This window comes from Cytobacillus firmus (genome assembly GCF_023715565.1).
Classification (GTDB): domain Bacteria; phylum Bacillota; class Bacilli; order Bacillales; family Cytobacillaceae; genus Cytobacillus; species Cytobacillus firmus_C.
The window spans coordinates 122,753-135,625 of sequence record NZ_JAMBOJ010000002.1 but is presented as its reverse complement, the minus strand read 5'-3'; the positions used below and the strand labels follow the sequence as shown (position 1 = coordinate 135,625).

General features: G+C 46.2%; 15 protein-coding genes. 2 read left to right on the top strand and 13 right to left on the bottom strand.

Annotation, left to right across the window (positions count from 1 at the left end; genetic code table 11):
• On the top strand, window positions 1–151 hold a 151-nt coding region (locus M3205_RS01520; protein ID WP_251168311.1), incomplete at its 5' end, for an IS3 family transposase.
• A 38-nt stretch (window positions 152–189) separates the two neighbouring features.
• Here M3205_RS01520 and hisIE read toward each other — a convergent pair.
• The 13 genes from hisIE to hprK form a co-directional block, all read right to left on the bottom strand.
• Complete coding sequence (gene hisIE / locus M3205_RS01515; RefSeq protein WP_251168306.1) at window positions 190–831, bottom strand: bifunctional phosphoribosyl-AMP cyclohydrolase/phosphoribosyl-ATP diphosphatase HisIE; 642 nt, start codon at window positions 829–831, stop codon at window positions 190–192.
• Window positions 828–1,586: an imidazole glycerol phosphate synthase subunit HisF gene (gene hisF / locus M3205_RS01510; protein WP_251168305.1), complete on the bottom strand. Its 759-nt coding sequence runs from the start codon at window positions 1,584–1,586 to the stop codon at window positions 828–830. Before hisF ends, hisIE begins: the two co-directional genes overlap by 4 nt.
• Window positions 1,586–2,317, bottom strand: a complete 732-nt coding sequence (hisA, locus tag M3205_RS01505; protein WP_251168304.1) for a 1-(5-phosphoribosyl)-5-[(5-phosphoribosylamino)methylideneamino]imidazole-4-carboxamide isomerase — start codon at window positions 2,315–2,317, stop codon at window positions 1,586–1,588. The genes hisF and hisA overlap by 1 nt, the downstream gene beginning before the upstream one ends.
• Window positions 2,314–2,952 (bottom strand): imidazole glycerol phosphate synthase subunit HisH, encoded by a 639-nt coding sequence (gene hisH, locus M3205_RS01500; RefSeq protein ID WP_251168303.1) that lies wholly within the window; start codon window positions 2,950–2,952, stop codon window positions 2,314–2,316. The genes hisA and hisH overlap by 4 nt, the downstream gene beginning before the upstream one ends.
• Window positions 2,953–3,540, bottom strand: coding sequence for an imidazoleglycerol-phosphate dehydratase HisB (gene hisB, locus M3205_RS01495; RefSeq protein ID WP_251168302.1), 588 nt, complete (start codon window positions 3,538–3,540; stop codon window positions 2,953–2,955).
• 15 nt (window positions 3,541–3,555) lie between these two features.
• Window positions 3,556–4,827: a histidinol dehydrogenase gene (gene hisD / locus M3205_RS01490; RefSeq protein WP_251168301.1), complete on the bottom strand. Its 1,272-nt coding sequence runs from the start codon at window positions 4,825–4,827 to the stop codon at window positions 3,556–3,558.
• A 16-nt stretch (window positions 4,828–4,843) separates the two neighbouring features.
• Entirely contained in the window at window positions 4,844–5,488 is a 645-nt protein-coding gene (gene hisG, locus M3205_RS01485; protein ID WP_251168300.1) for an ATP phosphoribosyltransferase, read from the bottom strand.
• The gene (locus M3205_RS01480) at window positions 5,485–6,669 is read right to left on the bottom strand and encodes an ATP phosphoribosyltransferase regulatory subunit (protein WP_251168299.1); all 1,185 of its coding nucleotides are present in this window, start codon (window positions 6,667–6,669) and stop codon (window positions 5,485–5,487) included. Before M3205_RS01480 ends, hisG begins: the two co-directional genes overlap by 4 nt.
• A 292-nt stretch (window positions 6,670–6,961) precedes the next feature.
• Window positions 6,962–7,513, bottom strand: a complete 552-nt coding sequence (locus M3205_RS01475; RefSeq protein ID WP_251168298.1) for an acyltransferase — start codon at window positions 7,511–7,513, stop codon at window positions 6,962–6,964.
• Window positions 7,510–8,157, bottom strand: coding sequence for a pyrophosphatase PpaX (ppaX, locus tag M3205_RS01470; protein ID WP_251168297.1), 648 nt, complete (start codon window positions 8,155–8,157; stop codon window positions 7,510–7,512). The genes M3205_RS01475 and ppaX overlap by 4 nt, the downstream gene beginning before the upstream one ends.
• Window positions 8,147–9,094 carry a nucleoside recognition domain-containing protein gene (locus M3205_RS01465; protein ID WP_251168296.1) on the bottom strand — a complete coding sequence of 316 codons (948 nt, stop codon included), beginning with the start codon at window positions 9,092–9,094 and terminating at the stop codon, window positions 8,147–8,149. The genes ppaX and M3205_RS01465 overlap by 11 nt, the downstream gene beginning before the upstream one ends.
• Window positions 9,095–9,118: 24 nt before the next feature.
• Window positions 9,119–9,943: a prolipoprotein diacylglyceryl transferase gene (lgt, locus tag M3205_RS01460; protein WP_251168295.1), complete on the bottom strand. Its 825-nt coding sequence runs from the start codon at window positions 9,941–9,943 to the stop codon at window positions 9,119–9,121.
• Between the two features lie 114 nt (window positions 9,944–10,057).
• Window positions 10,058–10,993: an HPr(Ser) kinase/phosphatase gene (gene hprK / locus M3205_RS01455; protein WP_251168294.1), complete on the bottom strand. Its 936-nt coding sequence runs from the start codon at window positions 10,991–10,993 to the stop codon at window positions 10,058–10,060.
• A 348-nt stretch (window positions 10,994–11,341) separates the two neighbouring features.
• On the opposite strand from hprK, the gene M3205_RS01450 reads away from it, so the two are divergent.
• Window positions 11,342–12,721 carry a PTS transporter subunit EIIC gene (locus M3205_RS01450; RefSeq protein WP_251168293.1) on the top strand — a complete coding sequence of 460 codons (1,380 nt, stop codon included), beginning with the start codon at window positions 11,342–11,344 and terminating at the stop codon, window positions 12,719–12,721.
• Window positions 12,722–12,873 lie beyond the last annotated feature (152 nt).

The window sequence follows — 12,873 nt, the reverse complement described above, 5'->3', positions numbered from 1 at the left end:
GGATTTAGCAGAGTATAAATCATTAGATAATTTAGGAGATGTTAGAAAAGAAGTGGATCGAGTGATCGAGGAATATAACCAGCATCGTTATCAATGGGGCTTAAATAAAATGACCCCGGTGCAATACCGGGGTCATTTACTAGCCGCATAGGCGCTTTTTAAACTGTCCGTAAATCGGGGCACAGTTCACTATTCGGAGGCCGGTTCTTTCTTTTCATGCCGTTTATTAAGCACTTTCAGGACTTCGCTGAAAGGCAGGTCCTGCTCGCGCAGCAGCACCATCAAATGATAAATCAGATCAGCCGATTCCCATTTCAGTTCTTTTTTGTCACGGTTTTTCGCAGCGATGATGACTTCTGCCGACTCTTCCCCTACCTTCTTCAGGATTTTATCCACGCCTTTTTCAAAAAGATAGGTTGTGTAGGCTCCTTCTGGGCGTGTCTTTTCGCGTTCTTTAATGACTTTTTCAAGTGTATAAAGGATTTTGTAGTCAGATAAACCGCCTGACTCTTCCCCGTATACTCTTTCCTCAAAGCAGCTGACTGTTCCATTGTGGCAAGCTGGACCGGCTGGTTCAACCAGAACCACAATAGCATCCTGATCACAGTCAAGCTTCATTTCAACAATTTTTTGTGTGTTTCCGCTTGTTGCTCCTTTGTGCCAGAGCTCATTGCGGGAACGGCTGAAAAACCAGGTTTCGCCTGTCTCCACGGATTTCAAAAGAGATTCCCGATTCATATAGGCTAACGTTAATACCTCTTTTGTTTCAGCATCTTGCACAACAGCAGGGATCAGTCCCTTTTCGTCAAACTTTACACCCTCGATATTCATCGGACTACCACCCCTTTTTCCTTAATGAAAGATTTTACTTCTGCAACAGATGTTTCTTTATAGTGAAAAATAGATGCAGCCAATGCGGCATCCGCTTTTCCGTCAACAAACGCCTCTGCAAAGTGATCAGCATTTCCGGCACCGCCAGAAGCTATAACCGGAATCGAAACTGCCTCGCTGACTGCTTTCGTCAGCTTGATATCAAAGCCCTTTTTCTCCCCGTCTGAATCCATGCTTGTCAGTAAAATTTCTCCGGCCCCGCGCTCGGCCGCTTCACGTGCCCATGTAATGACTTCAAGATCAGTCGGTGTTCGTCCGCCATGTGTGTACACTCGCCAGGAACCTAGCTCTTCGTCGTATTTAGCGTCAATCGCCACAACGATGCACTGAGAACCGAAAAAGTTTGCCCCTTCTGTAATTAAATCAGGATTGTTTACGGCAGCTGTATTTAAAGAAACCTTATCTGCACCTGCCCGCAAAATTCGTTTCATATCATCCAGCGCATTAATCCCGCCTCCGACTGTAAAGGGAATGGCCAGTTCCGACGCAACAGCCTTCACAACTTCAACCATTGTTTTCCTGCCTTCATGTGAAGCGGAGATATCAAGGAAGACCAGTTCGTCAGCTCCCTGCCCATCATAAAAACGGGCAAGCTCAACCGGATCTCCGGCATCACGCAGCTGCACGAATTGCACTCCTTTTACTACACGACCGTCCTTTACATCCAGACAGGGAATAATCCGTTTCGTCAGCATTATGCCTTCACCTCTTTCAGAGCTTCCGCTACGGTAAACCGGCCTTCATAAATTGCCTTTCCAACGATGGCCCCGGCGACACCTTCTGATGCGTATTCCCGAAGTTCCGTCAAATCAGCCAGCTGACTGACTCCTCCGGATGCAATTACCCTTTTGCCGGTTTCCCGCGCGAGCAGGCGTACAGCTTCAACGTTCGGCCCGGATAGCATCCCATCTGTTGCGATATCCGTAAAAATAAATGTTTCCGCACCGGCGTCGGCAAATCGCTTACCCAAGTCAACTGCCTTTACTTCAGAAGTTTCCAGCCAGCCATGTGTGGCCACATAGCCATTTTTCGCATCAAGTCCAACCGCTATGGCTTTGCCGTATTTGCGGATCATATCAACAGCAAACTCCGGGTTGGAGACGGCAATGCTTCCAATGATTACTCGTGTGACTCCATTCTCCAGATAATGCAGAATGTCTTCTTCCGTACGAATCCCCCCGCCAATCTGGATGGAGGCGCTAAGTTCACGGGCAGCCTGAATGACAAACCGGTCATTCACGCGTCTTCCGTCCTTTGCCCCGTCAAGATCGACCATATGAATCCAATCTGCTCCTTCATCTGCAAATTTTTTGGCCATATCAAACGGAGAGTCGCCATATACTGTTTCTTTATCATAATCCCCTTGCAGCAGCCGTACACATTTGCCGCCTCTCATATCGATTGCCGGATAGATTGTAAAGCTCATTTCACAGACATCCTTTCTCCAACCAGCTCGGTAAAATTGCGTAAAAGCGCCATGCCGAGCGAACTGCTTTTTTCAGGGTGGAACTGCATGCCAAACACATTGCCCCTTCCGACAACCGCCGGCACTTCCACATCATAGCTGGTCTGGCTAATTACAACTTCATTTTCATCTGTATCTACAAAATATGAATGGACGAAATAGACATAATCTTCAGCAAGGCCTTTTAAAATCGGCGATCCCTGCAGGAATTCAAGACGGTTCCAGCCCATATGCGGAACTTTGTACGTTTCACCTTCTGGTGTTGTGCCGGGAAAACGTCTCACATGGCCAGGCAGGAGCTGCAATCCTTCTGTCAGTCCATTTTCTTCACTGCTCTCAAATAAAAGCTGCATGCCAAGACAAATGCCAAGCAGCGGCTTGCCTGTATCAGCGAACTCTTTTACCAGATTTGCCAGGCCAGTAGAATTTAAGATACCCATTGCATCCTTAAAAGAGCCGACACCCGGTAATATTAAAGCGTCTGCTTCGAGAAGCTCAAGCTTATTTTCAGAGAGGAAATAAGGGACCTCCAACCGTTCCAGCGCTTTACTGACACTGAACAAATTCCCCATTCCATAGTCGATGATGCCGATCATTTACAACATCCCTTTCGTTGATGGAACTCCCTTAACTCTTGGGTCAATCGTTGTTGCTTCATCAAGCGCACGAGCGAGCGCTTTGAAAATCGCCTCAATGATGTGGTGAGTATTCTGTCCATAGTGAACGATGACATGCAGGTTCATTCTCGCTTCAAGCGCGAGTTTCCAAAGAAATTCATGAACAAGTTCAGTATCAAATGTACCGACTTTCTGGCTTGGGAATTCGGCACGCATCTCAAGGTGAGGGCGGTTGCTGAGGTCAACTACCACTTGAGCCAGCGCTTCGTCCATAGGAACAAAAGCATTTCCATAGCGCTTGATGCCTTTTTTATCTCCTAAAGCATCCTTCAGCACCTGTCCTAAGCAGATGCCAATGTCCTCGGTTGTGTGGTGGTCATCCACGTCTGTATCGCCATTTGCAACGATGTTCAAGTAAAATTTTCCGTGCTTGGCAAACAGGTCCAGCATATGTGTCATAAAAGGCACACCTGTTTCCAGATCGCTTGTGCCATCGCCGTCTATATTCAAGGAAAGTGTGATATTCGTTTCATTGGTTTTACGTGAAATTTCAGCAGTTCTGGCCATGATTATTCCTCCAGCTTATTTTCTTAGTCTTGTCTCAATGGATCTGGCGTGGGCTTCAAGGCCTTCCAGGCGCGCAAAGGCCGCGATTTTTTCTCCATTACCCTTTAAAGCTTTTTCACTGTATAAAAGAATACTTGATTTCTTTTGAAAATCCTCCACATTAAGCGGGCTTGAAAAACGGGCCGTCCCGTTTGTCGGCAGGACGTGATTCGGACCGGCAAAATAGTCGCCAACCGGTTCCGGGCTGAATCTTCCGAGGAAGATCGCTCCTGCGTGACGAATCTGTCCGAGTAGCTCCATTGGATTCTGCGTTAAAATTTCAAGATGTTCCGGAGCAAGACCGTTAACCGTTTCAACCGCTTCATCCATGCTTTCCGTCACATAAATTGCTCCGTAATTCCTGATGGACCCAGCGGCAATTTCCTTGCGGGGCAGCTCGGCAAGCTGGCGTTCCACTTCTGCTGACACCGCTTCTGCCAAAGCAGATGATGGTGTCACTAGGACTGCGCTTGCCATCGGATCGTGTTCTGCCTGTGATAACAAATCTGCCGCCACTTCATCCGCATATGCTGTCTCATCTGCCAATATAGCGATTTCACTAGGACCTGCAATCATATCTATATCCACATCCCCAAATACTTCACGCTTTGCGAGGGCAACGTAGATATTCCCCGGACCTGTGATCTTGTCGACAGGCCGGATCGATTCTGTTCCATATGCCAATGCAGCAATCGCCTGGGCTCCGCCGACTTTATAGATTTCTTCCGCACCGGCGATGTGTGCTGCTGCCAGAACAGCTGCAGGCAGCTTTCCAGTCTTTTTATCAGGAGGAGAGGTGACGACAATCCGTTTGACGCCCGCAACCTTTGCCGGGATCACATTCATCAGCACGGATGATGGATATGCCGCCGTTCCGCCCGGCACATAAAGCCCAACCGAATCAAGCGGTGTAATCTTCTGCCCTAATACTGTTCCATTTTCCTCGGTTGTCATCCAGGATGGGTGCAGCTGCTTTTCATGGAATGATCGGACGTTTTCCGCTGCCTCTCTGATAATTTCAAGAATTTCTTCATCCACCTGACTGCAGGCTTCCTCAATCTCAGCCTGTGTCACCGCGAAATCCTCAAGGGAGATGCCATCAAAAGTTTCTGTATACTCTTTTAATGCCAGATCTCCATTTTGGCGGACAGTCTCAATGATATCTCTTACAATCGCCCGCTGTTCTTCTGTTCCATTATCAACAGACCGTTTAATTGAAATCTGGTCATCAACTTTTAAAATTTTCATAGGGTTCTACATCCTTTTAAGAGCTTATTTCTTCTCCTGAAATAACTTCTGTCAGCCGGTCAACCATCTCGCTGATGCGTTCATCCTTGATGCGGTAGGTGACTGGATTGACGATTAATCTTGATGTGATTCCGACAATGGTTTCGTATTCAATGAGCCCGTTTTCTTTCAGTGTCCGGCCAGTTGATACGATATCCACGATCCGGTCCGCCAGCCCGATCATCGGGGCCAGCTCTATGGAGCCGTTCAATTTAATGATCTCCACCTGCTCCCCCTGTTCACGGAAATACGCTGCCGCAATCTGCGGATACTTTGTAGCAATTTTAGGAGCCACATCATTCAGCCTGGTGTTTGGCAGTCCCGCAACAGCGAGATAACAGGCACTGATTTTCAAATCAAGAAGCTCGTAGACATCCCGCTCTTCTTCAAGCATTACGTCCTTTCCAGCAATCCCTAGGTCTGCTACACCATGCTCCACATATGTTGGCACATCCATCGGCTTTGCCAGGATAAAGCGGAAATTCTCTTCCGGCACATCGATGATCAATTTACGTGAATCATCAAATTCCGGCGGCAATTGAAAGCCTGCATGGCGGAGCAATTCAGCTGCTTCTTCAAAAATGCGCCCCTTTGGCATCGCAATCGTTAAAACATCACTCATTTTAAGCTCTCCTTTCCAGCTTTTCCGACTAAAAAGGTAATGTCCTCGTACTGGCTGGTGCAGGCATCAATGTCCTTAACACCGCTAATATCCTGCAGGACCACTTTCTTTCCGGCAGAACGCTCTTCCTTCGCAAAATCGAATGCCTCTTTGCGGCGTTCTGGACTGTATAAAATGCAGTAAACAGGTTCAGCCGCCTTGGTGTCTTCCAGCGCTTCAAGCAGGCGGTCCAATCTGATGGCAAAGCCGGTTGCTCCCGTATCTTTTCCGAACTTTTGAAGCAGCATATCATAGCGGCCGCCATTTCCGATCGGGAAACCAACATTTCCTGCATATACTTCAAAAAGAATCCCCGTATAGTAGCTCATATGACTGACAAGCGTTAAATCAAATTTAACTGTATCTTCCTGGCCATAGTCCTGCATAATGCCCCAAAGCTGTTCAAGTTCAGCTAATGCCTTTTTGCCTGTTCCATTTTCCAGAAGGCCATAGGCAATCTCAATGACTTCTTCCCCGCCCCTTAATTTAAGGAAATCAAGAAGCCTTTGTTTATCGATGGACGAAAGAGCCAAACTCTTTACATGTTCCCTGTATCCTACATAGTTTTTCTCATATAAAAATCTTGTCAGGTTTTCCACTCTTTCTTCCGTTCCTAAAATTTGCTGGAAGAAGTCACGGACAAATCCGATGTGCCCGGCTGAAAGCTGAAAGTTCTGAAGCCCTGCTTCTTTTAGAGCAGAGATCATAAGTGCCATTCCTTCGCCATCGGCACTGATTGTATGGTCGCCAATGCACTCTACACCGATTTGCTCAAACTCTGCAGGCCTGCCGCCCTCCCGCTGCTGTGCGCGGTATACATTGGCGGAATATGCTAGCCTGATCGGCAGCTCGTCTTTTAAGAGACGGGATGCTGCCACCCTTGCAATCGGCGCTGTCATATCCGGCCGGAGCACCAGGGTATGGCCCTGCTGATCAAGCAGCTTGAACAGCTGCTGATCCAATATTGCTGAAGCAGCTCCGACTGTTTCGTAATATTCCAGGGCAGGTGTTTCAATAAACTGATAGCCCCAGCGTTTCATTTCCTCCTGGATGGATGACCGGACTGCAGATTTTCTTTCGTATAGATCAGGTAATGTATCTCTCATGCCTAACGGCTTTTCAAACATAAATAAACGGCTCAAATGTATTCACCTCTATGACTTAAAAATTCCAAATCCTTTAGTTCGCTAATATGGTAGTAGATTGAAGTTATATGTAGTTTAACGCGCATTCACCACGCCGTCAACCAAAAGAGACAGAAAAATTAAAAAGGCTCCCTTATTAAAAAGGAGCTTTAATAGTTTGTGCTTTTTTGGAAAGGTTATTTACGTTAAAGGCTTTCACCTTAAATTCGGCAGCTTGCATATTTTCCCCTGCATTCTTAACCATTTTTCTCAAGTGATATGTCGCAATTAATAAAAAACTCCGCCTGGCCTAAGCAAGCGGAGTTTTATTTTTATCTGTACCATATATCGGATCGTCCGCCCAGCGAGCGGCTAGCTCTTCCTTTGTGTAGATGACACGCATCGGGTTGCCGCCAACAAAGGCTCCATCCGGGACATCTTTATGGACAAGTGTTCCGGCTGAAATAATCGCACCATCACCGATTGTGACACCCGGCAGTATAGTTGAATTAGCGCCAATCATGACTTCACTGCCAATTTCAACCCGCCCTAGGCGGTATTCTTTAATCAGATATTCATGAGCGAGGATTGTCGTGTTGTAGCCGATGACCGTGTTGCGGCCGACACTTATTTTTTCCGGGAACATGACATCCAGCATCACCATGAGTGCGAATGATGTCTGGTCCCCCACCTTCATTCTCAGGAAGTTACGGTAAAGCCAATTCTTCATGCCCAGAAATGGCGTATAGCGCGCAAGCTGAATCACAATAAAGTTTTTGACAACCTTCAGGAACGGAACCGTTTTATACACATGCCAGAGTGAATTGCCTCCCTCTACCGGAAAACGCTCCGTTTTTCTCATTGTTTTTCTGCCTCAAGAATATCGAGCAGGTCAGCCATATTTTCCAGCATATAATCCGGTTCAAAGCGCGCGAGGAATTCACGGCCTTTCGCCGTCCAGGCCACACCAGCCGTTTTGGTGCCAGCGTTTTTTCCGCCATCGATATCGTGTGAATTATCGCCGACCATAATGGCTTCCTCCGGCTTCGCATCCAGCAGGCTCAGCGCCTTCAAGATTGGCTCCGGATCCGGCTTTGGCTTCTCCACATGATCAAGCGTGACAACTACATCGAAAAACTGATCAAGATTTGTCAGCTTCAAGCCCTTTTCAACTACATTGGAAACTTTCGTTGTAACAATGCCCAGTTTATATCCTGATTCTTTTAAAGTCCGAACCGTTTCAAACACGCCGGCAAATTCCTTCACAAGCAAGTCATGGTTCTTAATATTGTACTCCCGGTAGACTGAGATCATTTCCTCCACTTTTTCTGGGTTGATGGTCTCAAATGTTTCATGAAGGGTTGGCCCCATGAACGGAAGTACATCTTCCCGCTGATAGCGGTCAGGATAATATTTTCCAAGCGTATGCAAAAATGAGGAAATAATCAATTCATTTGTGTCAATTAATGTTCCATCTAAATCAAATAATAGTGTGTTAATGCTCATATGTTGCTTCCTTTCTTTTTGCCAGATCAGCACGTTTCCAAATCATCGCCACCACCAGTGTCAGAATGACCGCCACACCCAGGCGGATCAGCAGAAGCGGCAAGACCGGAATGCCAAGCGGCACGAAAATCAGTGTATCTTCAACGACTGCGTGGCAGGCTACAAGGAAAATAAATGCGATCGTTACATCTTTTTTACTGACGCCATCTTCCTCTACAGCCTGGATCATAACGCCGGCCCCATAAGCAAGGCCAATCACCAATCCTGCTGCAAGGGTTGTAGACGTATTTTCTTTCATTCCAAGTGCCCTGGTCACAGGCGCCATCCATCTTGAAAAGACGGCAAGCCATTGCTTATCTTTTAAAATCTGTATAATAATCATCAGCGGGATGACGATGATGGCAAGCTGGAGAATGCCAAGCAAAGCCGTCTGCAATGCATCCAGCAGGATTGGCAATGCCCCCGACACCTGCTCTTCTTTTGCCGGTATAAATCCGTACTTAGCCGTTTCAGATCCTCCCTGCCAAACAAGGTTGATAACAATGGCACTTAAAAGCGCCAATCCGAAACGGACGGTAAGAACGACCCAAAGCTTAACGCCAACCTTCAAAGCGACTCCCGTTTCAATCAGCATATTATGTGAAAACGACAGCATGACAGCAATAATAAACACTTCTTTAACCGTTAAATCGAGCGTAAGGATAGCTCCAATTCCGGCGTACAAATTCAAGAAGTTCCCCAATACAAGCGGTATGGCTGCATCTCCTGACAGCCCAATCAAGTTCATAAGGGGTGTGATCAGCTTGATAACCCATGGAAGCACCGGCGTATGCTGCAGCAGTGCCACAATTAGCGTGACCGGGAATATGACTTTCCCGAGTGTCCATGTTGTTTTTAAGCCGGCCATCAGCCCCTTTTTGGATGATTCAACCAGCATTTCAAATACTCTCCCCTGTGTGTGTTATTTCCCCTCGGCTTTATCCAAATAACGTGCTTTGGCAAGCCCTTCTGCTCTTCTATAAAAAATTAGAACCAGCGCCACAATAATAAGAACGATAGATATTGTCTGAGCAATTCTTAAATTCTCAGTAAGCATCAGGCTGTCGGTACGGAGGCCTTCAACGAAGAAACGCCCGACCGAATACCAGATCACATACGAAAGGAAAAGCTCACCGCGCCTTAAGTTTGCTTTTCTTAATAAGATAAGAATAATAAATCCAATGATATTCCAAATGGATTCATATAAAAACGTCGGGTGATAATAGGCTCCGTTAATATACATCTGATTAATGATAAAATCAGGCAATTGCATATTTTCAAGGAATGCCCGGCTGACTTCCCTCCCGTGCGCCTCCTGGTTCACAAAATTTCCCCAGCGCCCGATTGCCTGCCCCAAGATGATGCTTGGCGCAGCTATGTCAGCCAGCTTCCAGAAAGATATCTTCCTCTTCTTTGAAAAAACATATGCCGTGATGACAGAACCTATTAAGGCCCCATGAATGGCAATTCCGCCATTCCATATTTTGATGATTTCACCAGGATTCTGCGAGTAGAAATCCCACTGAAAAATAACATAGTAGATCCTTGCGGAAATAATCGCAATAGGAATGGCCCAAAGCATTAAATCGGCAAAGATGTCCTTAGGGAGTCCCCTTCTTTCCCCCTCCCTCATCGCGATAATGAGAGCCAGTGCAATACCGAGGCCGATAATCAGGCCATACCAGTGGACCTGAATCGGGCCAAGGGAAATGGCAATCGGATCTAACGGCTGAATATTGTTGTCCATGATCACTATTCCTTTCGAAAGCGCGGTGGCGCCCTTTTATCTATTCTTTTTTGAAGAGATTAACAACTTTCAATCAAACGTTTGATTGAAAAATGATTGATTGGTTTTCACAGATTAACGATCATCATCGTCTCCGTCCTCGATCACATCAGAGAGGCGGTTCGTGAACTGTTCCGCCGCATTCATTCCCATTCTCTTTAGGCGGAAGTTCATGGCAGCCACCTCAATGATAACAGCAAGGTTTCGTCCTGGTCTTACAGGAATGGTCAGCTTCGTAACCTCCGTATCGATGATTTTCATTTTTTCTTCATCAAGGCCGAGACGATCGTACTGCTTTTTCGGGTCCCAAAGCTCCAAATTCATAACCACAGAGATTTTTTTATAGCTGCGGACAGCTCCAGCACCGAACAGTGTCATAACATTGATGATGCCGAGGCCGCGAATTTCAAGCAGATGTTCGATCAATTCCGGTGAATTTCCCACCAGATAATCTTCATCCTCCTGCCTAATCTCCACACAGTCATCTGCAACAAGGCGGTGTCCGCGTTTTACTAATTCGAGTGCCGTCTCGCTTTTACCTACACCGCTTTTACCTGTTATCAGTACTCCTACCCCATAAATATCAACAAGGACGCCGTGGACAGCTGTTGTTGGAGCAAGCTTACTTTCCAGAAAATTGGTCAGCAAACTGGAAAACCGGGTCGTTTTTTGCTTGGAGCGAAGCAGCGGAACAGATTCCCTCTCGGCTGCTTCAATCAGTTCTTCAGGTATATCGAGCCCTCTCGTCACGATTATGCCGGGCGTAATATCTGTACAGAGCCGTTCAAGCCGGATCTCCCGCTCAGAATTAGACAGCGTTTCAACAAAAGACAGTTCCGTTTTTCCGATCAATTGAACGCGTTCAGCCGGATAATAATCAAAATAACCTGCCATCTCCAAGCCCGGACGTGAAATATCACTCGTTGTAATCGGCCGGTTAGTGCCTTCCTCTCCGGCAATCAATTCAAGCCCGAATTTTTCTATAATATCTTTCGTGCGTACTTTTACCAAAATAAGTTCCTCCTTTAATGCTGACACTGCCGGATAATCTCTTTATATGTAACTCTTTAATTCTTTAAATTCATATATATCACTTTATTTTAGCACTTTTTAACCCAGAACCAAATTTCTGAAATCAATTTTTTCAAAATTTACATCAGGTCCCTATACTTAATCCTGTAAAAAAAGGACAATTTTCAGGATTGTTCTGCGTATAAATATGATGACATGCCCATATAAAATATATAAATGGTATAGACAACTAGACTTAAGCTTGTTAATATGGGTATGTAAGCGAATTCATTTATTTTTTAGCTCTTATTACGTTTATTCATTTTAAAAAAAGAGGGGGAAAAGCTCATGCGTAAAGAAGAACGCTTGGCGAAAGAGATTACAGAGCAGTTGGGCGGCACCGGCAATATTGCGGAACTGGCCTCCTGCATGACACGTCTTCGTGTGAAGCCGGTCGATGAAAGCAAAGTCAACCTGAATGGCATCAAGGATATTGACGGCGTTATGGGTGTTGTGGAAGCAGAAACACTCCAAATCATACTTGGACCAGGAATCGTCACCAAAGTAGCTGACGAAGTTTCCAGAATGACAGGCAAAAACGTTTCTTCCGTTGATGATGAAGAAGAAATTGACACTTCATTGGAAGGACTGGCAGCCCGGACGAAAGCTGGACTTAATGAGAAAAATGCTACTCCTTTCAAGCTGTTTTTACGAAAAATTGCAAGTATTTTCATCCCGCTGATCCCGGCTATCGTTGCTTCCGGTTTGATTGCTGGGATTAATAATGTAATCATCAAATCAGGCGGAGATCCGGAGTCTACTCTTGTACAAATGCTTGATTTGATTGGCTGGGGTTTATTCGGATACCTGGGTGTATTTGTTGGTATTAACACGGCGAAGGAGTTTGGAGGATCTCCTGCTCTGGGCGGTGCGGCCGGTATTCTTTTAATCAATCCAGGCCTTGCCAATATAACTTTATTCGGTGAAGCATTGGTCCCTGGCCGCGGGGGACTTATCGGAGTCATGCTCGCTGCTGTATTGGTGGCCTTTTTGGAAAAAAGAATCCGCAGAGTCGTTCCTTCTGCTATCGATATAATCGTAACTCCGACTCTAGCATTATTAATTACAGGCTTTGCAACCTTCTTCATCCTGCAGCCTGTTGGCGGATTCCTGTCAGATATCATTACTAAAGGCCTGCTTGGCATCCTTGATGTCGGCGGCATCCTGGCTGGATTAGTACTTGCCGGAACATTCCTTCCTTTAGTTGTAACCGGTTTGCATCAAGGGTTAACACCAGTTCATATGGAATTGATTAACTCAATCGGCGACGACCCGCTCCTGCCGATTCTTGCAATGGGCGGTGCCGGCCAGGTTGGTGCAGCATTTGCCATTTACTTCAAAACAAAAAATGCGCGTTTGAAAAGAGTCATCAAGGGCGGACTTCCGGTTGGAATGCTCGGAATCGGCGAACCACTTATTTTCGGGGTTACCCTGCCGCTGGGACGCCCTTTCTTGACAGCATGTCTTGGAGCTGCTGTAGGCGGTGCTTTCCAGGCGTTCTTCAAAATTGCTACAGTAGCCATCGGGGTTTCCGGCATACCGCTTGCCTTCCTCGTTCACACCAATCAAATCATACTTTATCTGATTGGCCTGTTAATTGCTTATGCATTCGGCTTCCTGTTCACATGGCTGTTCGGATTCAAAGAGGAAATGGCGAAAAACATATAAAAGCGGAAACGCCTTGGAGGCTCGGCTTGTGACCTTGAGGGGGCAGGCGCTGGAGCCAGACAATTATCTATTCAAGATTTTACATTATCTAATTTAGAGAAGGAGGAGTTTTCCTCCTTCTTTACTTATGAGTCCTCATTTTTAAAAAATTC